Below are 24,080 nucleotides of genomic sequence, written 5' to 3' on the forward strand. Positions count from 1 at the left end.
GCGCCGGCCTCACCCGCTCAGCGGTCGACCGGCTGCTGCGACCCGCTGGGGACGGCGAGCTTGCGCTGCAGGTACTGCTCCCACGTGCCTTCGCCGCGCACCGGTCCGTTCGAGAGGATGGCGTCGTGCTGCACTGCCCTGGCTGCCTTGCCAGGCAGCCGCACCGAGATCACCCAACGCCGCAAGCCGGCCTGGCGCAGGTACGACCGCATCAACTCGTGCGTCGTGTAGACGCGGGGACCGCCGAACTCGGCGACGTAACCGGCAGGGGAACCCTCGGCAAGCGCGACCAGGCGGTCGGCAACCTCGTCGGCCGCGACGGGCTGCACGCGCATCCGTTTCGGCAGGGGAATGACCGGCAGTTTGGCCATCGACTGCATCACAGGGAACACGAGGGTGTCGAACTGCGTCGCGCGCAGTGTGGTGAAGGGGATGCCCGACCGCTCGATCACGAGTTCGCCTTCGCGCTTCTGCGCGAAGTACTCGAACATCGCGTGATCCGTCTTGGACTTCACCGGGATGCGATTCGCACCGGCAACCGAGACGTACACGATGTGCCGAACGCCCGCCGTTCGCGCGGCCTCGACCAGGCGACGCGCCTTTTCCCCGTCGCCCTTCTGCGATCCGGCGCAGTGAACGACGATGCCGGCGCCGGCCACGGCATCCGCCACCCCTTCACCCGTGTCGAGATCTCCGGAGACGTACTCGACGTCGTCGCGCTGGCCGGTGCCACGCCTGCTGACGACGCGCACTCGGTGCCCGCGCTCCCTGAGCCGGTCGACGACGAGTGAGCCGAGGGCGCCGGCGCCCCCCGTGACGAGAATGAGCGGCGAACCGGCGCCTGGTACGGACGAGGTGGTCATGGGGTGCCTTTCGTCGTGCGACTCGCGCTTCAGCGGTCGCGATCGGATGCTTACACCAACTCGATGCGCGGGCGCGCCAGAATGTGACGCGTGACCGAAACCGCGCAAACGCTCGAGGCGGGGTTCACCGCCCTGCAGCCCCGGCTGCGCTCGCTCGCGTACCGCATGCTCGGCTCGTTCAGCGATGCGGACGACGCGGTGCAAGAGACGTGGCTGCGCGCCTCCCAGGCCGAGCTCGACGACATCCGCAACCTGGATGCCTGGCTCACGACGGTGGCCGGTCGCGTCTGCCTCACGATGCTTCGGTCACGTCGAACGCGCGGCGAGTCCTCGCTCGACGCGGCGCTGGCGGGCGAGACGCGCGTTCCCGATGCCGTCATCGTCTCCGCCGACTCCGCGAACCCCGATGCAGCGGCCGCGGCATCCGAATCCATCGGGCTCGCGATGCTCATCGTGTTGCAGGCGCTTGGACCGGACGAGCGGCTGGCGTTCGTGCTTCACGACACGTTCGCGGTGCCGTTCGACGATGTGGCGAGGATTCTCGAGACCACGCCCGCGGCGGCGCGACAGCTCGCCACTCGCGCGCGTGCGAAGGTCCGCACGGCGCCGACACCGGATCCGGACCGCGGCAGGCAGCGGGTGGCAGTGGATGCCTTCTTCGCCGCGGCAAGGGAGGGCGACTTCGACGCGTTGCTGAGGGTGCTGCATCCCGAGGTCGTTCTGCGCTCGGACGGCGGTGCGCAGCGGGCATCCGCGACCGCGATCATCCGGGGACCGCAGGCCATCGCGAGCCAGGCGATGATGTTCACGTCGCTGGCGCCATACCGGCGCTCGGCCTGGATCAACGGCGCAGCCGGCGTCGCCATCGTCGGTCCGCGGGGGCCGCTCTCGGTCATGGCCTTCACGGTGGCAGACGGCGTGATCGTCGAGATCGAGGTGATCGCCGATCCCGAGCGGCTCGTCGCTCTCCTGCCGCCCGACCTGCTGTCAGCGGGTTGAGCGCAGAGCACCGGGCGGCGCGGGGCGCATCAGGTTCACCTCAGTCGGGTATGGAAGACTGATCGAGCCGGAGTCCCGGCCCCATCCCGACACACCAGGAGCACCACGCCAGCATGTGCGGCATCGTCGGCATCGTCTCTACCGAGCCGGTCAACCAACTGGTCTACGACAGCCTCCTTCTCCTCCAGCACCGCGGACAGGACTCGACAGGCATCGCCACTGCCGACGGCAGCATGTTCCACATCCACAAGGCGCGCGGGCAGGTGCGCGAGGCGTTCCGCACGCGCGACATGCGTTCCCTGCTCGGAACCATGGGTCTCGGCCACGCGCGCTACACGACCAGGGGCGACGCGGCGAACGAGCAAGAGGCCCAGCCGTTCTACGTGAATGCGCCGTACGGCATCATCCTGGTGCACAACGGAAACCTCACGAACACGCGTGAGCTGGCAGGCGACCTGTTCCACATCGACCGTCGCCACGTGAATTCGACGAGCGACACCGAGCTGCTGCTCAACGTGCTCGCCACCGAGCTGCAGGGTCAGATCACCGGCCTCGAGTTCGATCCCGACCAGGTCTTCAACGCCGTGGAGCAGGTGCACGAGCGCGTCGAGGGCGCCTACGCGGCGATCGCCATGGTGGCTGGGCAAGGCCTGCTCGCCTTCCGCGACCCGTTCGGCATCCGCCCGCTCATCCTGGGCCGCAAGCCCGCCGGGCTCGTGGGCGACGAGTGGATCGTGGCATCCGAGTCGGTCGTGCTCGAGGCGCTCGGCTACGAGGTGGTCAGGGATGTCGCGCCGGGCGAAGCCGTGTTCATCACGCTCTCCGGCGAGCTGTACTCCAGGCAGTGCGCCAAAAACCCCGTGCTCATCCCGTGCTCGTTCGAGTACGTGTACCTCGCGCGTCCCGACTCGGTGATGAACGGCATCTCGGTCTACGAGGCAAGGCTGCGTCTCGGCAACCGGCTCGCCGACACGATCGCGAGGTACGCGCCGCTCGGCGACATCGACGTCGTGATGCCCATTCCGGATTCCTCGCGACCGGCGGCATCCCAGGTGGCGCAGAAGCTCGGCATCGAGTACCGCGAGGGCTTCTACAAGAACCGCTACGTAGGACGCACGTTCATCATGCCCGGCCAGGCGCAGCGCAAGAAGAGCGTGCGGCAGAAGCTGAACGCCATGTCGAGCGAGTTCAAGGGCAAGAACGTGCTCATCGTCGACGACTCCATCGTGCGAGGCACCACGTCGAAGGAGATCGTCGACATGGCCCGCGCCGCCGGCGCCAACCAGGTCACGTTCACCTCGGCCGCACCCCCCGTGCGCTTCCCGCACGTCTACGGCATCAACATGCCGACCCGCCGCGAACTCATCGCCGCGGGCCGCAAGATCCCGGAGATCGCACGCGAGCTCGGCGCCGACAGCCTCATCTACCAAGAGGTGAGCGACATGAAGGATGCCATCCTCGAGGGTCAGAACGTCGTCACCGATCTCGAGATGAGCTGCTTCACCGGCGACTACGTCACCGGCACGGTGACGCCCGAATACCTCGAGTGGGTGGAGCGCACCCAGCTCAGCTGAGCGCGCCCGGCTTACGAACCCTGGGTGCCGTCGGCCCGCGGGAAACCATCGTTCCGAGCGGCACCGTCGTTGCGCTGTGCACCGTTACGCGCGGTGTCGTGCTGCAGCGGTTCGTCCTGCTCCGCTTCGGCGGGCAGCTCGCCTAGGTTCGGAAGAGCCTCGTCGCCGGATGCCGCGGCATCCGGCTGTCGTATATCGATGCGGTCAGCGACCACGGTGCGCTCGGTACGCTTCGTCGCCGCAGAAGCGATGATGGCGGCGAGCGCGCCCAGGCCGACCCCGACGGCCACGGCTGCCAGCAGTACGAAACCGAACACGGTGTTGCGGTCGTATCCGCTTCCCTGGGGGAACGAATACGTGGCGATGAACGCGGCGACGCCGAACACTGCGCCACCGAGCACCATGAACCGACCGAAGCGAGGTGTTCGTCGCACGCGCACCTCGTGCTCCGACTCCACGGTCGCCTCCTCGCGCTCCGGCTCGCGGGCGGGTTCTTCCGGCACTGCGGGGAGCCGGCCGTTGCCCGTGCTGACGAGCTCCTCGTGGTCCGCCTGTCTGGCGGAATCGCTCAGTTCGTCGTCGTGGGAATCGCGTGGCACCCGTCCATTGTCTCCCACGCCGCGGGGCGTGGCCTGACCGTCCCGGTGAGGCCGACTCACCGTGGCCGGTACACCGGCAGGTAGGGCTCGAGGGTGGCGCGCGTACCCGAGGCGTGCACGGTGCCGGATGCCACAGCGTCCTCCCACGAAGCACGTCCGGTTGCGAGGGCGAGCCAGGTGGCGGCATCCGTCTCCACCACATTGGGCGGCGTGCCTCGCGTGTGCCGGGGGCCCTCCACGCACTGCACGGCGCCGAACGGCGGCACCCGCACCTCCACGGAGTTGCCCGGCACCTTGTCGGCAAGCGCCTGCAGCAGAAAACGCACCGCGGCGGCCGTCGTGTCTCTCGGAGCGGATGGTTGGAGCGCGGCCGACACCGCCGACATCCCGTCAGCTTCACTGATGCGTGCCTTGGCCATGGTGTCCATTGTGCCCGCGGCGGCAGACGGTGCAGACGGGGCCGCCCGCGTCATCCGATCCGAAGGCTACTGGTGGCGGTGCTCCCGAAACCAGCCGACGAGCGCGTTCGCATGCCCGTGGCCGATACCGAACTCGTTCTTGAGGTACGCCACCTGCTCCATGTGCTTGAGCTCGGCCACCTTCTCCAGCTCGGACATCCAGTGGTCGATGGGCTGGCCGTACTTCTTCTCGATCGATGGAAAGTACGACGCCGGTCCCGTGACTTTTTCCTCGGCCATATGTCCATTCTGCCCGCGAAGCCGGGGCCGGGCGGATACCGCGGCGAGCGGGGCGCTGCCGCCCTCGGCTCCCCTGCCCGGGGGTGGGCCGCCGCTCACCACGCCATAGCATGGGCGAGTGAGGATTCTCGTTCTGGGCTCGGGCGCGCGCGAGCACGCCATCATCCGTGCACTGCTGGCCGAGGATGCCCCGCACGACATCACTGCGGCCCCAGGCAACGCCGGTATCGGCGAGGACGTGCGCACCATCGGCATCGATCCGGCCGACGGCGTCGCGGTGGCCTCGTACGCCGAACAGCACGGCGTCGATCTCGTGGTCGTCGGGCCGGAGGCGCCCCTTGTCGCCGGCGTGAGTGACGCCGTACGCGAGCGCGGCATCGCCGTGTTCGGACCGAGCAAGGCCGCCGCACGACTCGAGGGCTCCAAGGCGTTCGCCAAGCACATCATGGAAACGGCCGGCGTTCCCACCGGACGGGCCGAGGTCGCCGGCACCATCGAAGAGGCACACGAGGCGCTCGACGCCTTCGGCGCCCCATACGTGGTGAAGGCGAACGGCCTCGCCGCCGGGAAGGGCGTTCTCGTCACCGACGATCGCGACGCAGCCATCGAGCACGCCACGTACTGGCTCGAGCACGGCACGGTGCTGGTCGAGGAGTTCCTGGCCGGCCGCGAGGTGTCGCTGTTCCTGCTGAGCGACGGGGAGCACGTGCTCCCGCTGTCTCCCGCGCAGGACTACAAGCGCCTGCTCGACGGCGACGAAGGACCGAACACCGGCGGCATGGGTGCGTACTCGCCCGTGCCGTGGCTTGACGAGAACTTCGTCGACGAGGTGATCGATACCATCGCGCTTCCCACCATCCGCGCCATGGCGGCGGAGCAGACACCGTTCATCGGCCTCCTCTACTGCGGCCTGATCGTGACGGATGCCGGTCCTCGCGTCATCGAGTTCAACGCACGCTTCGGCGACCCCGAGACCCAGGTCATCCTGCCCCGCCTGCTCACACCGCTGTCCGGACTGCTCTATGCGGCGGCCACGGGCGAGCTGGCCGGTGTTCCGCGTCCCGACTTCGCCTTCGACGTTGCGGTCGGCGTGGTCGTTGCGAGTGAGGGGTACCCGACCGCCCCGGTGACGAGACGGCCCATCCTCGGCCTGGATGCGGCATCCGCCGTGCCCGAGGTGCAGATCTTCCACGCCGCAACCGACATCACAGCAATGTCGACGGATGCCACCTCCAGCTGGTCCACGGAGACCATCGTCGCGACCGGTGGCCGTGTGCTCACGGTCGTCGCGCTCGGCTCCACATTCGACGAGGCAAGGGAGCGCGCGTATCGCGCGGTTCGAACCGTCTCGTTGGAGGGCGGCCAGTACCGCACCGACATCGCGGCATCCGTCGCGCCCGCCGCACACTGAGCCGGCACCGAATCTTCGCGGCCGGTCCGGGGGCGGCCTTGTCCGGCCCAGCCGGTCTCAGGCGCCGTCGGGAGGATCGACAAGCAGCGCGACGCGTTCGGCGAGGTACGCGTCGAAGTCGGTGAGGGCATCCGGATCCGTGGGGCGCCAGCGCACGAACGCCGCGCCGCCCTGCACCGTGAGCGGTCCGGACGCTCCGACCAGGCTCGCGTCGAGCGGTATCGGCTTCGCGTCGAAGTTCACACTGGTGCCGGGCGCAAAGTGCCCGCGGAAGGCCGCGACGCCCAGTTGGCGGCGTCGTTCGGCGGACGCCGCGATGAAGGTGGTGCGTCCCGGCTCGTGGGATCGGGTCAGGATGCCGGTGGCGTAGAGGCGCAAGTCGTCGGCCGCGCCCGGCTCGCCCGCCGGAGCACTCCCGACCCCTGTGCCGCGGTGCGGTTCGGTAAGCAGGAGCAGCACGCCGAGCCGCCACACACTGCCCAGCCGATGCAGCCGCTCCGGCCGCGGGATGAAGAGCACCCGGCGAGCCGGAACGTATTCGGCGAGCGCCTCGGTGCGGGCGCCCGCAGCCCTCAGCCGCTCTGCGGCATCCGCGAGGGCGGACCGCACGTGGGCGACGGCGGCCTCGTCGGTCGCGCCACTGCTCGGATGCCCGGCCACCAGACCCTCGGAGCGTCAGCCGAGCAGGCGATCGAGGTAGGCGTTGCGGAACAGGCCATGCGGATCGTACTTCGCAACGAGCGCCCGGAAGTCGTCGAAGCGCGGGTAAAGCGACGGCACGACGCCGTCCGCATCGACGAACACCTTGCCCCAGTGCGGTCGAGCGCCGAGCGGGAAGAGCGCCGCCTCGATCGCGGGCAGCACGGCCTCGACGCCCGCCTGGTCGCGCTTCCAGGTGAAGTGGATGCCGAGCGCGTCCTGCTGGTATGCCGAGCTGAGCCAGAGGTCGTCCGCCGCGACGGTGCGCAGTTCGGTCACCTGCAGCAACGGCACAATGCGCTCGGTGAGCGGAAGCAACGCCTTGATGGCCTCCACCGCCCGATCGCGCGGCACCAGATACTCGCTCTGGATCTCCTCGCCGTTCGAGGGCGTGAACGCGAGCTTGAAGTGCGGAAGCCGGTCGTACCACGGGCCGGGCACGCCGAACTGCTCGGTACAGGCCGTCGCGTCGACACCCGGCAGCGGATGCCGCTTCTCGGTCGCCCGTGCGGCGCCGAAGAAGGTCTCGGGCGCGGGTTCGGCCGAGACGGCATCCGTCTGTGCGCGCTTCAGCCACACCTGCTGAACGCCGCCGGTCCACCCCGTGAACATGCTGACGCTGTAGGCGGACGACGTGATGGCATCGAAGTTCTCGAGCACCGTCGGCCAGTCGAGCTCGGTGTAGACGGTCTGCGCCACCTCGAACGTCGGCACGAGGTCGAGCGTGACGGCAGTCACGAGCCCGAGCGCACCGATGCCGACAACGGCGCCGGCGAAGTCGTCGTCTCCGCGGCGCAGCGTGCGCAGTTCGCCGATTCCGTCCACGAACTCGATACCCGCGACGGATGCCGCGAGGTTGCGATTGCCGTCTCCCGACCCGTGCGTCGCCGTGGCGATCGCGCCGGCCACGGAGATGTGCGGCAGCGAGGCGAGGTTGGGGAGGGCCCAGCCGTTGGCATCCAGCTGCTCGGCGAAGTCGCCGTAACGCGCGCCGCCGGAGACCGTCACCGTGCGGGCATCCGCGTCGAGTTCGAACCGCGGCGGAAGCGAGGTCATCGCGATCAGGGCGCCCTGGGTGTCTGCGATGTCGTTGAAGCAGTGCCGGGTGCCCAGCGCGCGCACGTTTCCGCCCGCCTCGCGAGCCTCGGCGACGGCGCGCTGCACCTCCTCGACGGAAGCCGGATGCACAACCTTGCCCGCGCGATACGCGTAGTTGCCTGCCCAGTTGGTGCCTGCCGATTCGGCCACGTTGCCTCTCTCCGTTGCATTTTGTAGCGAGTCACAACAATTGTGCACCATCTCGGCGCGCCCCGCCGCACGCAGCGTATCGAAACCGCCCTGCGTCGCGGGTTGACTAGCAGCCGAAGGCCGCGTATCGAAACCCCTCCTCCCGCGGCACCATACGATTGACGCGTGACCGCGCCGACCCCCCCCACCCCTGCCCAGAAGAGTCTCCCCGGCTGGACGCACGTGTACTCGGGCAAGGTGCGCGATCTCTACATTCCCGAGGCGGCGGCATCCGTCGAGGACTCCGCCGTGCTGCTCGTCGTGGCGAGCGACCGGGTGAGTGCGTTCGACTTCGTTCTCGAGCCGGGCATTCCGGGCAAGGGGGAGCTGCTCACGACGCTCTCGCTGTGGTGGTTCGACCGCCTCGACGACGTGCCCAACCACCTGGTTGCCGACCACGGTCTGGACGGCGGCGAGCGGATCCCGGCCGAAGTCGCCGGACGCGCCATGCTCGTCAAACCCCTGGCCATGTATCCCATCGAGTGCGTCGTGCGCGGCTACCTGACGGGCAGCGGGTGGGCCGAATACCAGCAGTCGCAGAGCGTGTGCGGCGTGCCGCTCCCGGCCGGGCTGCACAACGGCGACCGCCTGCCCGAGCCGATCTACACGCCGGCGTTCAAGGCGGAGCAGGGCGAGCACGACGAGAACATCAGCTTCGATCGCACCGTGGAGCTCGTGGGTGAGGATGCCGCGGCGCGGCTGCGCGAGGCATCCCTCGACGTGTACGCACGGGCATCCACCATCGCCGAGGAGCGCGGCTTGATCCTGGCGGACACCAAGTTCGAGTTCGGCACCGACCCGGAGACTCGTGAACTGACGCTCGCCGACGAGGTGCTCACTAGCGACTCCAGCCGCTACTGGGATGCCGAGGCGTGGCGCACAGGCACGACCCCGGCCGAACGCATGGCGAGTTTCGACAAGCAGATCGTGCGCGACTGGCTCGCGGCGAATTGGACGAAGGAGGGCACGCCGCCCGCCTTGCCCGACGACATCGTGCAACGCACCGCGGAGCGCTACCGCGAGCTCCTCGAGCGCCTGACCGGCGACTGAGGCGACTACCTCAGCGGCCGACGCGACGTCGCCGCCGAGCCTGGGAGACCAGTGCGCCTCCGAGAACGAGCATCGCCACGGATGCCAGCAGCCAAGGCGCCGCATTCGATCCCGACTCTGCGAGTTCGGCTGCGGGTGTCGCCGTCGCTGTGGGCGTCGGCTGAGTCGCGGCTGTCGGCGCGACCACGATCTGCGGTGCCGTCACCTCCGACGCGAGCGCGGTTACCGTGATCGGCGCTGGGGGATCGAATCCCGCCGGCGGCACGACTGCAAGCTGGTACTCCTGCCGCTGCTCGGTCACGATCTGGTAGCTACCGTCAGACTGCACAGGCACCTCGACGGGAGACCCGTCCAGGGCTGCCACCGGCGTTCCGTCTGCCGACTGCAGTTCCACGCTTGTTCCGGATGGCACCGGCTGGCCCGCATCCGAACCGCCGAGCGCGACGGTTCCGGCAATGGTCGCGGTGGGCGCAGGTTGGGCGAGCCAGAGCTGGTAGACGGGGCTGCCGTTCAGCGCGCCGTAGACGAGCCGGATGCCGTGAACCTGGGACGAGGGAAGGAACCACGCGTAGGCGCCTGAGGTGTCGTTGAAGTTCCCGTAGAGCGTGCCGGGCGAATAGGTGATGGTCGTCGAGCCGTAGGCAACAGGAACCGACCCGGGCCCCGGAACCCAGTTCGGTACGTCGTACGGAGCGGTCGCGCCCGAGCACGCCGACGGTCTGGGCGACGCGTTGTCGCAGTAGTTGCCCGTGCCCTGCTCTCCGAGCTCAGCCGTGGGCAGGTCGTTTCCCGAAGCATCGAGAGGCTGGATGAACACCCAGTCCGCATCGAGGTCGCCGACAGCGAACCCCCAACCGGAGGCAGGCTGCGAACCGAACATCACGGTCGTTGTCGAGGGAGCCGGCGTCGTTACGGAAGGCGGGTTAGGTGCGGGCGAACCGCTCTTGGGACGCAGTGTGAGGTAGGGCTGGGCGCGAGTCGAGCCGAAGTCCTGCCCGAAGCCGGTGTTACTGCCGAGGAAAGCAGAAGATCCGGATGCAACGCTCGCAGTCGCTGCATCCGTGCTAACGACGGCGTTCGCGTCCGTCGGCGACGCGAAGGTTGCGGTACCAGGCACCGACGAACTCAGCGGCGACCAGGTCGGAAAGGTGCCTATTGTTCCGGGCGGGGTGGCCGACGCCGGAAGGGCCCCGACCGCGATGGCTGCGGCCGAAACCGCAAGGATCATGAACGCTTTCACCCCGAAACGCATGGACGCGACCCTACGCGAGCCCGCAACCGCTGCCAAGGGTCCTGCCCATCCCGGCTGCCGAAGTTCGAAAACGGGATCAACCGGAGCGCAGCAGGGCATCAGGTCTCAGGCGATGGGGCGATCCAGCCCGAGCAGCGCCGGGAGGTCCGCGATGCTGTCGATGACGGCATCCGCTCCGGCGTCGGCTAGGGAACGCTCGTCGTGCGATCCGGTCAGCACGCCGATCGTGACGCCGGCCCCCGCAGCCAGCCCGCTCTCGATGTCGGAGACGGTGTCGCCGACGACGATCATGCGCTCGACGGCCGAACCGGCACAGCGCAGCAGGGCAGTCAGGGCCAGGTCAGGACGCGGTCGCCCTCGGGGAACGTCGTCCGAAGAGAGCACGACGTCTGCCAGGTCCGCCCAGCCGAGCTCGGCGAGCATCGCTCGCGTCGTCGCACTGTTGAACCCGGAGATCAGGGCAACACGCACACCGGATGCCCGCAACTCGCGGATGGCCACCGCCGCCCCCGGAACCGCTTCCACGCCTTCGCGCTCGCGGAGTTCGGCGAACGCCGCCTCGAACTCGCTCACCGCGTGGCTGGCCTGGTCGTCGGCATCCGTCGTCGCGACCTCATCGCCGCCTGCCGCCGAGTTCGTCGTGGAGGCGTGCGGGGAAGCAGACACGAGGTGACGGAAAACGTCTGCCCGGTCACACCCGATGTTGTCGCGGATGCACGCAAGCGCCGCGATCCGTTCCTCGGCGCTCGTGGCGATGCCTGCGCGGTCGAGGGCTCGCTCGTACGCACGCTCGACGAGCCCGTCGTCGACGACGGTGGTGCCGGTGAGGGCGAGCACGGCGAGCTCCACCTCGATCTCCTCGACCTCGTCCAGGTCGTCGAGCTCATCGTTGGGTAGATCGTCGATGTCGCGAAAGGTCAGCTCCTCCACCGTTCGCCTGCTGCTGATGATCGCGTCGCGCGTGCTCATCGTCCGCCCCAATCTCCTGCGGGCGCCGATCACGCCCTTCGGGCAGGGTATGCAAGCGTCGCGAACGGCCGGCGAGCCGGCGGTTGCTGGCGGATGAACGGACGCGGATGCCTTGACGTTGCGGCATCCAGTACACAGACCGAGGTCGAGCACCGCGATGGCGCGGCACTCGACCCCGGCGCGAGCTCACTGCTCAGCGCTCACTGGTGAGAATTCAGCGCTCGACGGTCGCCGCCTCCTGCGGGGCACGGCTCGCCACGGGGGTTCCCTGGGTGGCCGTCCATTGCCCGGTGTCCTTCGGGCGAATGAAGAACAGCACGGCGATGGCGCCGAGCAACGCGACCGCAGCGGGCATCAGCATGGACTGCGCCATGGCATCCGCGAAGGGTTGCTGCACTATGGCCGGCAGCTTCGACCCGCTGAACTGTGCCCCCGACGAGCTCGAGTGCAGGCCGTTGGCCGTCAACCGCGCCTGGATCAGGGCGGCGATCGCCGCGCTGCCCAGCACGCTTCCGATCTGCCGCACGGTGTTGTAGATGCCTGCGCCGGCACCCGCCTGCGCAGGCGGCAGGTTGTGCGTCGCGGTCACCGACAGCGGTGCCCAGATGAACGCGTTGGCGACACCGAGCACCAGGCTCGGCAGCAGCAGGCGCGGCCACAGGTCGACGTTCGAGTCGAACCACGACGCGTACCAGAGCAGTCCGATGGCCATCAGAAAGAGGCCGAAGAACGACAGGTAGCGCGGATGCACGCGGTCGGCCATGCGCCCCACCAGCGGCGACAGCGGAATCACCACAACCGCCATGGGCACCATGAGCAGCGCGGACTGCGTGGGAGAGAACCCGAGCACGAGCTGGGCGAAGAAGATCAACGGCAGGGTCATGCTCGTGACCGTGAAGCCGACGGCGCTGATCGCCAGGTTCGCGAGGGAGAAATTGCGGTCGCGGAACAGCTTCAAGGGCATGAGCGGCTCGCCCTTGTTGAACGCCTGCCAGGCGACGAACCCGGCGAGCACCACAATGCCGGCGATGATGAGGCCCCACACGCTGATCGGCCCTGTGATGGTCCCCCAGTCGTATTTCTCGCCCTCCTGGATGCCGAAGACGATCAAGAACAGGCCGACTGCGCTCAGCACGACGCCGAAGATGTCGAACGAGTGCTGGTGCGTTGGCAGCTTGGGCACCAACACGAGCGCTGCGATGAAGCCGATCACGCCGACCGGAACGTTGATGAAGAAGATCCACTCCCAGCCGAGCCCGTCGACGAGCACACCGCCCAGCAGCGGGCCGACCAGCATCGCGACACCGGATGTCGCGCCCCACAGCGCCATCGCGGCACCCCGCTTGTTCGGCGGGAAGGTTCGCGTGATCACGGCCATGGTCTGCGGGGTCATCATGGCCGCGCCGATGCCCTGCACGGCGCGGGCGGTGATGAGCATCCCGATGGTTCCGGCGAATCCGCACCACAGCGACGCGCCCGTGAATAGCACGAGACCGATGAGATAGATGTTCTTGGGGCCGAACCTGTCGCCGAGGCGTCCCGTGATGAGCAGCGGTACGGCGTAGGCGAGCAGGTATGCGCTTGTGACCCAGATGACCGAATTGATGTCGGTCTTCAGGCCTTCGAGGATCTTCGGGTTGGCGACCGACACGATCGTCGTGTCGACCAGGATCATGAAGAATCCGATGACCAGCGCCCAGAGGGCCGGCCACGGACTTCTCTGCTTTTCCATGGTGTCCGTTTCTGTGATGGATGATGAACGGCCGGGTTGGGCCGTGGAGTTTGCGGGACGTGCGCGAAGCGCGCGAGGTATGCGCCGATCCTGTCCGACACCTCCGTCATTTCGACGCTCCGGATGCCGCCGGATCGACAGGATGGCTACCAGTCGATGCTTCCGCTCTTCAGTTCTTCGATGAGGCCTTCGACCCAGGCGGTCTCGGCCTGCAGCATGCTTCGCAGGTACGACGCCTCGATCCAGTACTTGCGGTCGAGGCTCTTGTCTTCGACGTGATCGACCGCACGGCCGACCAGTTCGAGTTGGGCGCGCAAGGCGATGACACGCTTCTGGAGCAGTCTCGCGACGGTCTCGCGTGGCAGATTGTGCGCCTCGGCGAGAGCGAGCGGGAATTCGGGATACTCGTTCTTCCAGTCGGCGAGCAGTTCCGTGATGCGCTCGAGCATCCGGTCGTGCCCGGTGTCGGTGATCTCGTAGGTGGTGCGCTCGGGCCGGTTGCCCTCGCGCTCGGTGCCCGTGGAGCGGATGAGGCCGTCCCGTTCCAGCCGCTCCACGGTGTGATAGAGCGATCCGGGACGCAGCTTGACGAGGCGGTCCTCCGAACGGGCGATGGCGGTCTGGAACATCTCGTACGGATGCATGGGCCGCTCGAGCAGCAGACCGAGGATCGAGATCCCCAAGGGCGTGAGCGCCGACATCCGTGCTCCTCCTTCCGTTGTGTGCTGTTGCGTCTGGGTGCTGTTCCGTCTGGGTGGTGCCATCACATCCGGTGCATCCGGCACACCCCCGCACATCGGGTGCATCGGATGCGTCCGGTGCATCGGCGCCCGAGCGGATGCTCCGCGTCAACTATTCCACGTGGAATATTACGACAGGAGTAATCCAGTTGCAAGTCCCTTTAGCCCGACCAGCCGCAACTGGCCGGGTCCCGAAAAGTCGGAGATCCGCTGCGACGCGCCGCCGCCAGGCATCCGGTCTCCGCGTGCCGCGGTGAATCTCCGATTTTTCGCAGGGTGCGCGGAGGGTTGGCCCGGCACGCAGGGTGTGCGGAGGGTGCGCCCGGCACTCAGGGGGTTCGGCGCTCCACGCGCCCGGCACTCAGTGGTGGAACGCCACCCGCTTGCGACCCGGCATGGGTGAGGCGAGGCTCTCGAGGTCGCGCACGTGAGCCACGAGATCCTCGACGAAACCGGCCGCGAGGTCTCGGGACAGGCCGTTGCGCACGACGACCCTCTGCACCGTCAGCGACGAGAGGGCCTCGGGCATGGGATATGCGGGCACGAGCCATCCTCTCGTGCGCAGCGCCTCGGACAGGTCGTAGAGGGACCACTTGTCGGTGAACCCGTCCTTCAACTGCCAGGCCACCACGGGGATGTCCGATCCGTCGGTCCACACTTCGAACGGCTCGAGCTTCGACACCTCATCGGACAGGTAGAGCGCCACGTCGCGGGATGCCTGCTGCACCCGCCGGTAGCCCTCGAATCCCAGCCGGAGGAAGTTGTAGTACTGCAGCAGCACCTGAGCGCCCGGACGCGAGAAGTTGAGCGCGAAGCTGGGCATGCTGCCGCCGAGATACGAGACGTCGAAGATGAGGTCTTCAGGCAGCAGCGAGGTGTCGCGCCACACGATCCAGCCGAGCCCCGGGTAGACGAGACCGTACTTGTGGCCGGACGTGTTGATCGAGGCGACCCGCTCGATCCTGAAGTCCCACTCGAGGTCGGGCTGCAGGAACGGCGCGATCATGGCTCCGGATGCCCCGTCGACGTGGATCGGAACGTCCAGCCCGCGCGTGGCCTGCACCGCATCGAGCGCTCGCGCGATCTGCGCGACCGGCTCGTACATGCCCGTGTAGGTCACGCCCATGATCGCCACGACGCCGATCGTGTTCTCGTCGACGTGTCGCGCCAGGTCGTGGCCGTCCATGGTCTTGTGGTCGAGCGAGATGGGGATGAAGCGCGGCTCGACATCCCAGTAGTTGCAGAACTTCTCCCAGCACACCTGCACGGCCGCGCTCATCACGAGGTTCGGCTTGTCGGTGGGCTTGCCCGCCGCCTTCCTGGCGTGCTGCCACCGCCGCTTCAGCGCGAGACCCGCGAGCATGCAGGCCTCGGACGAGCCGATAGTGGAGGTGCCGATCGCCTTCGCGGGGTGCGGCGCGTTCCACAGGTCGGCGAGCATCCTCCAGCAGCGCTGTTCGATCGCCGCGGTCTGCGGATATTCGTCTTTGTCGACGATGTTCTTGTCGGCTGCCTCGATGTAGAGGCGCGATGCCTGTTCGTCCATCCAGGTGCCGACGAACGTGGCGAGGTTCAATCGGGCGTTGCCATCGAGCATCACCTCGTCGTGCACGATCTGATACGCCGTCTCGGGCAGCGACTCTCCTGCGGGAATGCGGTTCCGAGGCAGCTCGGTCGCCTCGCCGGGCCTCGTGAACAAAGGGTTCAGCTCGACGGTCTCGAGATCTTCGGACTCATGCCCCTGCTCGAACTTCTTCATGCGCGCCTCCGGATGCTCCGCCCGACCCCGTTCGACAACACCGTACGCGCCGTCGGGCTATGGCTTGCCGCACCTTCAGCGGCTGCGACGGGCCGCGGATGCCGTCAGGTGCGCGCGCATGGCAGCGGATGCCGCCAGCGGGTCGCCTGAGCGGATCGCTGCGGCCACGCCCCGATGCTCCGCGAGCACCGCGGCTGCGTCCACCTCATCGCGCGGAGCATCCGCGAGGCGGGCGGGCGGCAGCACGATGGCTCGAGCACCCAGGCGATCGAGGGCGCTGAGCAGGTACCGGTTGCCAGAAGCGCCTGCCACGGCCCGGTGGAACGCGAAGTCGGCGTCGACCGTGTGTGCCGGCAGTTCCGCCTGTTCCAGTGCGAGAAGCGCCGCGTCGATCGTCGCCAGGTCACCATCGGCCGCTTGCCGGGCGGCGAGCGCCGCCGCCTCGGACTCGACCGCGATGCGGAACGCGTGCAACTCGATGCGTTCTGACTCGTCTCGAGCCGCCAGCCAGTCGTCACCGGCGACCGGCGCAGGTGGAGTCAGCGCGTAGCTGCCAGAGCCGACCCTGGTGCGCACCAGACCGCGGGATTGGAGCCGCTGCAGCGCCTCGCGCACTACCGTGCGGCTGACGCCGAACTCCTCCACCAGACCCCCCTCGCTCGGCAGGCGCTCGCCTGGCGCGATGTCTCCGGCGATGATGCGGTCCCCGATGGTCCTGGCGAGTTGTTCTCCCCGCGAAAGCCCAGTCACGGCGGTCAACGCGTTCCCGACGCGTCGACCGTCACGGATTCGGTGGTCCACGCACGCGCCTGCCCAGTGAAGGTGATGCCGAGCCCCGGGCGCTCGGGCACGAGCATCCGTCCGTCGCGTGTTTCGAGGCGCTCCTCGAACAGCGGGTCGAGCCAGTCGAAATGCTCGACCCAGGTCTCGCGCGGGTAGCAGGCAGCGAGGTGCAGGTGGATCTCCATCGCGAAGTGCGGTGCCACATCCAGTCCCGCCTGGTCGGCGAGGGTCATGAGCCGCAGGAACTGCGTGATGCCGCCGATGCGCGGCGCATCCGGTTGCAGGATGTCGCACGCTCGCGCGGCAATCAACCGCTCGTGCTCCGCCACCGAGGCGAGCATCTCGCCGGTCGCGATCGGAGTGTCGAGCGCACGTGCCAGATCGGCGTGGCCCTCGGCGTCGTAGGCATCCAGAGGCTCCTCGATCCAGGTGAGATCGAACTCCTCGAGCCGCCGGCCCATGCGCAAAGCGGTGGTGCGGTCCCACTGCTGGTTCGCGTCGACCATGAGCGGGATGTCGTCGCCCAGGTACTCCCGCACGGCACGCACTCGGCCGAGATCCTCTTCGCCGTCGGGCAGCCCGACCTTGATCTTGACGCCCCCGATGCCCTCCTCGATCGACCGCGATGCACGTGAGAGCACATCCTGGATCGACGCGTTGAGGAATCCGCCCGACGTGTTGTAGGTGCGAACGGAGTCGCGGTGAGCGCCCAGCAGTTTGGCGAGCGGAAGCCCGGCCCGCCTGGCCTTCAGGTCGTACAGTGCGATGTCGATCGCCGCGAGTGCCTGCGTGGCAACGCCGGAGCGGCCGACGGATGCCCCGGCCCACAAGAGCTTCGTGTACAGCTTCGCGATGTCGTTGGGGTCTTCACCGATCGCCGCGCCTGCGACCTCCCGGGCATGTGCGTACTGCGCAGGACCGCCTGCGCGCTTGGAGTAGCTGAAGCCGTGCCCGGAGAAGCCCTGCTCCGTCTCGATCTCGGCGATGAGGAACACGACCTCCGTCATCGGCTTCTGCCTGCCGGTGAAGACCTTCGCATCGGAGATGGGCGCCGGCAACGGCAACCGCAGCGTAGACAACGTGATGCTGCGGATGGCGTCGGGCATGTATGACATGCGGACGAATCTACCAGACAGCATTCTTATCTGTCAGACAGCTTGCGAGCCATGAGCCCAGGAATGCCGCCAGCCCCGCGCCGGTAGAATCGAGGCATCCCCCGTACGCCGCGAACCCAGGGAGTCCCCTTTGCCCACCATCGTTGTAGAGGTCATGCCGAAGGCGGAACTGCTCGACCCGCAGGGCAAGGCCATCGCGGCGGCGCTCGCACGCACCGGCCGCGGCGCGTTCGACGTGCGACAGGGCAAGCGGTTCCAGCTCACCACGGATGCGCCGGTGACCGACGAGCTGCTGGCATCCGTTCGTGAGATCGCCGCCGAGGTGCTCTCGAACGGAGTCATCGAAGACGTCGTGGGCGTGCACGTCGCGGAGGACGCGACAGCCGGCCAGGGCGCGACCCAGGGCGCGGTGGCCTGATGCGCATCGGCGTCATCACCTTCCCCGGATCGCTCGACGACCGGGATGCCCAGCGCGCCGTGCGCGCCGCCGGCGCCGAACCCGTCGCACTGTGGCACGGCGAACACGACCTGAACGGTGTGGACGCGCTCGTGCTGCCGGGCGGTTTCAGCTATGGCGACTACCTGCGCTGCGGCGCGATCGCAAGCCTTTCGCCCATCATGAGCGAGGTCATCGACGCCGCGAACAAAGGGATGCCCGTACTCGGCATCTGCAACGGCTTCCAGATGCTCGCGGAGGCACGCCTGCTTCCTGGCGGCCTCATCCGCAACGATCACGGGGCATTCATCCGCCGCGATCAGCGGCTGCGGGTGGAGAGCACCGACAGCGCATGGACCAACGGGTTCTCCGCCGGGCAGGAGATCGTCATCCCGCTCAAGAACGGCGAGGGCGAGTACGTGGCATCCGCCGAGACGATCGAGCGCATCGAAGGCGATGGGCTGGTGGCGTTCCGCTACCTGGGCGTCAACCCCAACGGGTCGATCAACGACATCGCCGGCGTGAGGAACGAGCGCGGTAACGTCGTCGGCCTCATGCCGCACCCGGAGCACGCCACCGAGCCAGGCTTCGGGCCCGACACGGATGCCGCGATGCGCTCAGGCGTCGACGGGCTGACATTCTTCACGTCGGCCATCGCCGCACTGCAGGCCGCCTAGGCGGCCCCTGCCCCGGCTGTCCCAAAGCGCCCGTCGCCGTCCCCTACGCCCCCAGAGACGCGCAATTCAGGACATGCACCGGGACGGCGACATAGTCTGCACTCCTCGCGAAATGTCCTGAATTGTGCTGGAGGAAGAACGGTGCCCGGTGTCGTCGCGCGGCTCGAACCGCTGTTCCTCCGCCTCGATCGTCTAGCCGGCGGACGGCAGGCGCAGGTGCGCGTCGACGGCGAGCTGCTCGGGCATCCGCGAACCAGGCGCGCGTTCGCGGCCATCACGTGGCTGCTTGTGCTGGAGTTCGCGATCGGCATCGCGGCCGTCGTGATCGCGCTGATTCTCGCGGCGGGCGGCATCCCCGTCGCCTGGTCGGTGTGGATGCGCACTGTGGTCGTGTTGGGCATGACTGCGACGTTGTTCTACTTCGCGTGGCGGGCATCCCTCGGCTATTACTGGGGCTACTCGCGGCTTCGACTGTTCAGCAAGATCTTCCCCGTGATCACGCTCGTGCTCGCCGCGATTCCGGGCCTCTACCCGCTGTGGATGGTCACCGAGCAGATCGTGTTCAGCCTCGTCCTGATCGGTGTGGCCGACTACCTCGACTCGGATCACATGCGTTCCGTGTTCCCGCGGCCCAAGCGCGCCTGAGTGCTCGCCTCCTGGGTGCGCTCGTCGTCGTTGTCCGCGTCCTCCGCGCGCTGGCGTTCCGCCTTCACCGCCGCCACCTTGGGCACGACGGGGATGGAGTCCGTGAACTGCGAGGCGCGGTGTTCGGCATCCGTGCTGCCGCTGAAGAGCGTGTCGCCTGAGACTCCGCGCGAGCGCGGGGACGGCTGTGCCCCCTGCGCCTCCACCAGCTCGACGCGCCGGCGAGGCAGGGCGGCCGTTGCCTCTCGCTGGATCCACGCCACGAGGTTCTCGCGCACGTAGCAGCGCAGGTCGAAGAGGGTCGGGGCATCCTTCGCGGTCAGCAGCACACGCACGTGCACGAAACCGCCGACGGCATCCGTCACCTGAAGTACCGACGTGCGCTGGTCCCAGAGATCGGTCTTGCGCAGGATGCGATCCAGTTCCTTGCGCATGGCGTCGGGCGAGACCGCCCAGTCGAGGTCGAACTCGACGGCGCCCAGGAGCTCGCTGTGCTGCCGCGTCCAGTTCTCGAACGGCTGCGTCGTGAAGTAGGTCGAGGGAAGAACCATGCGGCGGTCGTCCCAGATGTGCACGACAACGTAGGTCAGGGTGATCTCCTCGATGCGGCCCCATTCGTTGTTCACGACCACGACGTCGTCGAGCCGGATGGCGCCGCTGAACGCGAGTTGCATACCGGCGAAGAGGTTGCCCAGCGAAGACTGCGCAGCGACACCGGCGATCACACCGATGAGGCCGGCGGACGCCAGGATGCTCGCACCCGCCGCCCGCGCACCTGGGAACGTCAGCAGTATGGCACCGACCCCGATCACCACGGCAGCCACGATCGTGAGCCTCCGGATGATCATGACCTGCGTGCGCACCCGGCGGGCGTAGCGGTTGTCTGGCACGTCGAGCCGATAGCGCGCGAGGCCGATGTCTTCGAAGAAGATCACGAGCGCGGCGCCGAACCAGGTCGCGAGTGCGATCGTGACGACGAGGAAGGCGTGGTGCACCGCCTCGACCGTAGGCAGGGGAACGTCGAGCGGTATCGTCGCAGTGACCGCGATCCAGAGCAGGATGTCGAGCAGCAGCAGGCGGAAGGGGATGCGCGCGCGTGAGGCGAGCATCCTCGCCCACTCCTTGTGCCGCGCGATCGCGCTCACGATGGCGCCGATGACGGCCGTCAGTACGACGGCCGCGACGAGGGCGATGAGACAGGCGACGGCGAACGGGAGCCACCCGTGCAGATCGGCCATGGGTTCCAGGGTCGCTAAGGCCGGGCCGGACCGCAAGGAACGGTGCGGGGCTTGACAGGCCTCAGATCAGCGCAGCCATCAGGTCAGAGCTGCCCTCAGGCCACCGGATGCTCGCGGACCTCAGGAGTTGTAGCCGCCAGACGATGCGGCCGCGCCGACCATGATGCCGGCGAACACGACCCACAGCACGACCAGCAGCGCCCAGCCGAGCAGGCAGAGGCCGCCGAGCACCAAGCCCGTGATCGACATGCCGCGGCCGGTCGGTTCGCGCTTGATTCCGATTGCACCGAAGATGACGGCGCCGATCGGTACCAGGAAGGTGAAGCCGAAGAAGATCGAGACCAGGCCGAGCACGAGCGAGGTGATGCTCAGGCCCCTCGGCTGCGGCTGATACGTCGAGTACACGACGGTCTGCTGGTAGACGGGCTGCGTGTACGGATGCTGATAGCCGGGCTGCGCCGGCGGCTGGTAGATGGGCTGATTCGGCGGCTGATTGGGCGGCTGGTAACCAGGCTCGGGCGTCTGCTGGCTACCGGGCTGGGGCGTCTGCTGGCTCACGATTCTCCGTCTGTGGTTTCTGACAGGCTATCGCTCGCATGGGCTGGCGCAGGCCTCGTCGCGCAGGTTCTCGTCGGGAACGCCGTGGAGGCCGCTGATGCGCACGGCTCAGGGTGCGACTGTCTCCCACACGTATCCGTCGGGGTCCGTGAAAGCACCTGCATCGCCGCCGATGACGATGCGATGGGAGCCCTCCCCGGCGGGTGACACGCCTGCAGTCTTTGCCAGCGTCTGCCGCGGGTTGAGGGTCAGCTTGATCGGGCCGGTGTCGAACTCGGCGTATTTGCTTCCGAAGCTCTTCGCGGCTGACAGCCCGTGATCGAGATAGAACCGCTTGCTCGCCGCCACGTCGGCGACACCGAGTTGGAGCACGATCCCGTCGATCCGCCGGGACGCGGGCCCGGTGTCCTTCTTCGACGAGGATGCGACGGTCCAGATCGTGCCGTCGGGCGCCTGGATGACGCCGCCGTATCCCCACAGCGACTTAGTTGCCGCTTTCAGCAACGTGGCGCCCGAGTCGATGGCGCTTCCGATCAGGCTGTCCACGGTCGATGGCTGCGACGTCACGAGCGAGATGGTGAATCCGCGGAAGCCCGTCGTTGCCGGTTGTGATGCACGTACTCGCACTCGATCACCGGCTTCGAACGCCGTGGCGCAGAAGCTTTCGGCCGCCCCTGCGTCGGCCACCTCTATGGTGACGAATTCGATGGTTCCCATGCCTGCAATGCTACGAATGCACGCGGTCGGCTGCGTCTCCTCGTCGCCGCCACGATCCCGTCTGGTCGCGCTTCGTGCTCAGTTGCGTCGTGCTTGGTTGACCGCGTTGATGAAGTACGAACCCTTGATGGCGAGGGCGTACTTCTTCTCTGTCGGGATGCTCCGCGGGTCATCCAGGGCGGCAGCCAGGTCGTCCATGTCGATGCCTGTCAATTGGGCGATGTTCTCGAGCGTGAGCTTGCAGTCGATCGTCAGGCCCTCGAAGATCGCCCGGAGACGTACGTCATCGTCGATCTGAAATCCCTCTGCCAACTGCGAGGCGAGAATGTTCAGCCGTCCGCTCTCATCGCTCGAGAGCGGAGAGGACCACGTCGAGATCACTGGCGAGCCAGACGGAGCCTCCCGCAAGAAGGTGGCGAGTGCGGCGGGCGAGATGCCTGTGATCGCGTGCAGCGCCTCGTTGGAGATCCGCCCCTCTGCTATCAGGCGCCTCAGTTCGTCCGCGGGGTTCGAGGTGTGCGTCATGTGGAGCGTTCTCTCTTCTTAGGTGCGCCGTGGCGGCCGACCCGCGCCTGCTGGGTGGCGGGATGCCTGCTCATCCGGCGAGAAAAGGATAGGTCGCGCCTGCCTGGAGTGGGCGCGACCGCAGCCCAAGTCCTCGGCCTTCCGAGTCCACCGACGCCGAGTCTGCCGACGTCGAGTCCACCCCACGACCGCTCGACGTCTCGTCCTCCACAGCCCACTAGCTCGCATCGTTGTCCACAGGAAAGGGGTGCTGATCTGGGGTTTGTGTACGGGATTGTCGGTGGGTGGTGGTTGGGTGGAACCATGACCGAGATCACCGAACAGCTGGAAGCAGCCACTGCTGCTGCCCGTGCTGCGGTGACCGTTCAAGAGGTTCCCGCCCTCGGTGATGATGCGTTGGTGGCGGCGATGGCGGCGATCGAGAACCTCGGCCGTACCGTGGACGCACTCCGGGTGGCGGTGGCGGCCGAAGCAGCAGAACGCTCCCGACCGGTACTCGGGTCGGACCGGTTGTCGGCCAAGCACGGCTGCCGCACCGCCTACGAACTGATCGCCCGGGTTACTCAGATCACCGAACGCACCGCCGTGCAACGGTGCCGGATCGGAGCCGGAATCCGCAGCCGGCAGACGCTGACGGGCGACGCCCTACCGGCGAAGTTCCCGGCTGTCGCCGAAGCGATGGGCGACGGCGAAATCGGTGTTGACGCCGCTGCTGTGATCATCAGCTGCCTTGGTGCGGTGGAGAACCGGGCAGAGCCAGTGCTGCTCGAGGCTGCCGAACACGCCTTGGTCGGGTGCCTGCTCGGCGTCGACACTGCCACCGGGGAAGCCATCACTCCCTTCACCGCCGACCAGACCCGCGTGCAAGCCCTGCAATGGCAGGCCGCTTTAGATCCCGACGGGGTCAAAGGCCGGGAGGAGCAGGCGATGCTCGAGCGCGGCATCCGCAAGGTCGGGAAACGCGGAGCAGCGACCCGGTACCTGGTCGACTTGATCCCGGAAACCGCAGGCAAGTTCGACCGGCTCCTGGATACCGGTGTCAGCCCGACCACCTCCGGCAGATTCCTCACCCCCGAAGAACAAGCAGAAGTGCTCGTATCCGGCGACTCCCGCACCGCCGCCCAGAAGCGCCACGACGCCTTCGCCGCCATCCTGGATGCCGCCTCCCGCAGCGCCGAGATGCCCACCATCGGCGGTGCTGCCCCCACCGTGCTGGTGTCCGTATCCGCTGACGAGCTCACCTCGGGCACCGGTGCCGGGTGGATCGACGGAATCCCAGAACCCGTCTCGATCGGCACGGTGAAGCAGTTCATCTGCACCGGCGGGGTGCAGAAGGGGTACTTCACCCCGAACGGACGCCTGATCGCGTTAGGGTCCCCGGAACGCGGGTTCACCCCACAACAACGCCGCGGCATCAGCCTCCGCGACGGCGGCTGCACCATCCCCGGCTGTGGCATCCCCGCCGGATGGTGCGAAATCCACCACGTCGAAGAATGGGCCAAAGGCGGCCCGACCCACACCGACAACGGGGTGCTGCTGTGTTGGTACCACCACCACACCATCGACACCTCCGGATGGCAGATCACCATCCGCGACGGCATCCCCTACGTACGACCACCGGTGTGGATCGACGGCACGCGACAATGGCGACGCGCCACCAAATCCCGCGCGCTCGCCCGACAAAGGAAGAAGACCACCGGAGCCGTCATGCGCACGTGAAAGCGCGGTGCCACCGGAGCCGTCATGCGCACGTG

Annotated in this window: 25 protein-coding genes; 8 read left to right on the forward strand and 17 right to left on the reverse strand. The window is 67.8% G+C overall.

What is annotated here, in order from left to right:
- Positions 1-17: 17 nt before the first annotated feature.
- Entirely contained in the window at positions 18-863 is an 846-nt protein-coding gene (locus ACO2Q7_RS09205) for an SDR family oxidoreductase (protein ID WP_423355307.1), read from the reverse strand.
- 90 nt (positions 864-953) lie between these two features.
- On the opposite strand from ACO2Q7_RS09205, the gene ACO2Q7_RS09210 reads away from it, so the two are divergent.
- Together ACO2Q7_RS09210 and purF are read left to right on the forward strand one after the other, a co-directional pair.
- On the forward strand, positions 954-1,862 hold the full coding sequence (locus ACO2Q7_RS09210; RefSeq protein ID WP_423355308.1) for a sigma-70 family RNA polymerase sigma factor: 909 nt from the start codon (positions 954-956) through the stop codon (positions 1,860-1,862).
- A 113-nt stretch (positions 1,863-1,975) separates the two neighbouring features.
- Positions 1,976-3,436: an amidophosphoribosyltransferase gene (gene purF / locus ACO2Q7_RS09215; RefSeq protein WP_423355309.1), complete on the forward strand. Its 1,461-nt coding sequence runs from the start codon at positions 1,976-1,978 to the stop codon at positions 3,434-3,436.
- An 11-nt stretch (positions 3,437-3,447) separates the two neighbouring features.
- Here the strand turns inward: purF and ACO2Q7_RS09220 are convergent, their stop codons facing one another.
- From ACO2Q7_RS09220 to ACO2Q7_RS09230, 3 genes are all read right to left on the reverse strand, one after another.
- Positions 3,448-4,035 (reverse strand): hypothetical protein, encoded by a 588-nt coding sequence (locus tag ACO2Q7_RS09220; RefSeq protein ID WP_423355310.1) that lies wholly within the window; start codon positions 4,033-4,035, stop codon positions 3,448-3,450.
- Between the two features lie 56 nt (positions 4,036-4,091).
- Positions 4,092-4,454: a sterol carrier family protein gene (locus ACO2Q7_RS09225; RefSeq protein ID WP_423355311.1), complete on the reverse strand. Its 363-nt coding sequence runs from the start codon at positions 4,452-4,454 to the stop codon at positions 4,092-4,094.
- A 66-nt stretch (positions 4,455-4,520) separates the two neighbouring features.
- A complete protein-coding gene (locus tag ACO2Q7_RS09230; RefSeq protein ID WP_423355312.1) occupies positions 4,521-4,733 on the reverse strand; it encodes a DUF4287 domain-containing protein in 213 nt (70 codons plus the stop codon).
- Between the two features lie 118 nt (positions 4,734-4,851).
- Between ACO2Q7_RS09230 and purD the strand changes: the two genes are divergently transcribed.
- The gene (gene purD, locus ACO2Q7_RS09235) at positions 4,852-6,144 is read left to right on the forward strand and encodes a phosphoribosylamine--glycine ligase (protein ID WP_423355313.1); all 1,293 of its coding nucleotides are present in this window, start codon (positions 4,852-4,854) and stop codon (positions 6,142-6,144) included.
- A 57-nt stretch (positions 6,145-6,201) separates the two neighbouring features.
- Here the strand turns inward: purD and ACO2Q7_RS09240 are convergent, their stop codons facing one another.
- Both ACO2Q7_RS09240 and ACO2Q7_RS09245 read right to left on the reverse strand, forming a co-directional pair.
- Positions 6,202-6,804 (reverse strand): hypothetical protein, encoded by a 603-nt coding sequence (locus ACO2Q7_RS09240; RefSeq protein WP_423355314.1) that lies wholly within the window; start codon positions 6,802-6,804, stop codon positions 6,202-6,204.
- Between the two features lie 15 nt (positions 6,805-6,819).
- On the reverse strand, positions 6,820-8,091 hold the full coding sequence (locus ACO2Q7_RS09245) for an FAD-binding protein (RefSeq protein ID WP_423355315.1): 1,272 nt from the start codon (positions 8,089-8,091) through the stop codon (positions 6,820-6,822).
- Between the two features lie 165 nt (positions 8,092-8,256).
- On the opposite strand from ACO2Q7_RS09245, the gene ACO2Q7_RS09250 reads away from it, so the two are divergent.
- The gene (locus ACO2Q7_RS09250) at positions 8,257-9,180 is read left to right on the forward strand and encodes a phosphoribosylaminoimidazolesuccinocarboxamide synthase (protein ID WP_423355316.1); all 924 of its coding nucleotides are present in this window, start codon (positions 8,257-8,259) and stop codon (positions 9,178-9,180) included.
- Between the two features lie 10 nt (positions 9,181-9,190).
- On the opposite strand, the gene ACO2Q7_RS09255 is transcribed toward ACO2Q7_RS09250, so the two are convergent.
- The 7 genes from ACO2Q7_RS09255 to ACO2Q7_RS09285 all read right to left on the reverse strand — a co-directional run bounded on the left by ACO2Q7_RS09255 (position 9,191) and on the right by ACO2Q7_RS09285 (position 17,530).
- Entirely contained in the window at positions 9,191-10,432 is a 1,242-nt protein-coding gene (locus ACO2Q7_RS09255; protein WP_423355317.1) for a hypothetical protein, read from the reverse strand.
- 105 nt (positions 10,433-10,537) lie between these two features.
- A complete protein-coding gene (locus ACO2Q7_RS09260) occupies positions 10,538-11,401 on the reverse strand; it encodes an HAD family hydrolase (RefSeq protein ID WP_423355318.1) in 864 nt (287 codons plus the stop codon).
- A gap of 214 nt (positions 11,402-11,615) precedes the next feature.
- Positions 11,616-13,133 (reverse strand): DHA2 family efflux MFS transporter permease subunit, encoded by a 1,518-nt coding sequence (locus ACO2Q7_RS09265; protein WP_423355319.1) that lies wholly within the window; start codon positions 13,131-13,133, stop codon positions 11,616-11,618.
- 146 nt (positions 13,134-13,279) lie between these two features.
- Positions 13,280-13,834 carry a PadR family transcriptional regulator gene (locus tag ACO2Q7_RS09270; RefSeq protein WP_423355320.1) on the reverse strand — a complete coding sequence of 185 codons (555 nt, stop codon included), beginning with the start codon at positions 13,832-13,834 and terminating at the stop codon, positions 13,280-13,282.
- Positions 13,835-14,234: 400 nt separating this feature from the next.
- Positions 14,235-15,632, reverse strand: a complete 1,398-nt coding sequence (locus ACO2Q7_RS09275; RefSeq protein ID WP_423355321.1) for a glutamate decarboxylase — start codon at positions 15,630-15,632, stop codon at positions 14,235-14,237.
- A gap of 75 nt (positions 15,633-15,707) precedes the next feature.
- Positions 15,708-16,382 carry a FadR/GntR family transcriptional regulator gene (locus ACO2Q7_RS09280; RefSeq protein ID WP_423355322.1) on the reverse strand — a complete coding sequence of 225 codons (675 nt, stop codon included), beginning with the start codon at positions 16,380-16,382 and terminating at the stop codon, positions 15,708-15,710.
- Between the two features lie 5 nt (positions 16,383-16,387).
- A complete protein-coding gene (locus ACO2Q7_RS09285) occupies positions 16,388-17,530 on the reverse strand; it encodes an L-talarate/galactarate dehydratase (RefSeq protein ID WP_423355323.1) in 1,143 nt (380 codons plus the stop codon).
- A 130-nt stretch (positions 17,531-17,660) separates the two neighbouring features.
- Here ACO2Q7_RS09285 and ACO2Q7_RS09290 point away from each other — a divergent pair, with 130 nt between their 5' ends.
- The 3 genes from ACO2Q7_RS09290 (at position 17,661) to ACO2Q7_RS09300 (ending at position 19,288) form a co-directional block, all read left to right on the forward strand.
- Complete coding sequence (locus ACO2Q7_RS09290) at positions 17,661-17,948, forward strand: phosphoribosylformylglycinamidine synthase subunit PurS (protein WP_423355324.1); 288 nt, start codon at positions 17,661-17,663, stop codon at positions 17,946-17,948.
- Positions 17,948-18,643, forward strand: coding sequence for a phosphoribosylformylglycinamidine synthase subunit PurQ (gene purQ, locus ACO2Q7_RS09295; RefSeq protein ID WP_423355325.1), 696 nt, complete (start codon positions 17,948-17,950; stop codon positions 18,641-18,643). Before ACO2Q7_RS09290 ends, purQ begins: the two co-directional genes overlap by 1 nt.
- 141 nt (positions 18,644-18,784) lie before the next feature.
- Positions 18,785-19,288: a hypothetical protein gene (locus ACO2Q7_RS09300; protein ID WP_423355326.1), complete on the forward strand. Its 504-nt coding sequence runs from the start codon at positions 18,785-18,787 to the stop codon at positions 19,286-19,288.
- On the opposite strand, the gene ACO2Q7_RS09305 is transcribed toward ACO2Q7_RS09300, so the two are convergent.
- The 4 genes from ACO2Q7_RS09305 to ACO2Q7_RS09320 all read right to left on the reverse strand — a co-directional run bounded on the left by ACO2Q7_RS09305 (position 19,249) and on the right by ACO2Q7_RS09320 (position 22,326).
- Positions 19,249-20,526 (reverse strand): mechanosensitive ion channel family protein, encoded by a 1,278-nt coding sequence (locus tag ACO2Q7_RS09305; protein ID WP_423355327.1) that lies wholly within the window; start codon positions 20,524-20,526, stop codon positions 19,249-19,251. The genes ACO2Q7_RS09300 and ACO2Q7_RS09305 overlap by 40 nt on opposite strands.
- Positions 20,527-20,646: 120 nt before the next feature.
- Entirely contained in the window at positions 20,647-21,084 is a 438-nt protein-coding gene (locus tag ACO2Q7_RS09310) for a DUF4190 domain-containing protein (RefSeq protein ID WP_423355328.1), read from the reverse strand.
- A gap of 108 nt (positions 21,085-21,192) precedes the next feature.
- Positions 21,193-21,801, reverse strand: coding sequence for a glyoxalase (locus tag ACO2Q7_RS09315; RefSeq protein WP_423355329.1), 609 nt, complete (start codon positions 21,799-21,801; stop codon positions 21,193-21,195).
- 78 nt (positions 21,802-21,879) lie between these two features.
- Entirely contained in the window at positions 21,880-22,326 is a 447-nt protein-coding gene (locus tag ACO2Q7_RS09320; protein WP_423355330.1) for an HTH domain-containing protein, read from the reverse strand.
- A 303-nt stretch (positions 22,327-22,629) separates the two neighbouring features.
- Between ACO2Q7_RS09320 and ACO2Q7_RS09325 the strand changes: the two genes are divergently transcribed.
- On the forward strand, positions 22,630-24,045 hold the full coding sequence (locus tag ACO2Q7_RS09325; RefSeq protein WP_423355331.1) for a DUF222 domain-containing protein: 1,416 nt from the start codon (positions 22,630-22,632) through the stop codon (positions 24,043-24,045).
- Positions 24,046-24,080 lie beyond the last annotated feature (35 nt).

The sequence above is a fragment of the Rathayibacter sp. KR2-224 genome, from assembly GCF_049446075.1.
Taxonomy (GTDB): domain Bacteria; phylum Actinomycetota; class Actinomycetes; order Actinomycetales; family Microbacteriaceae; genus Humibacter.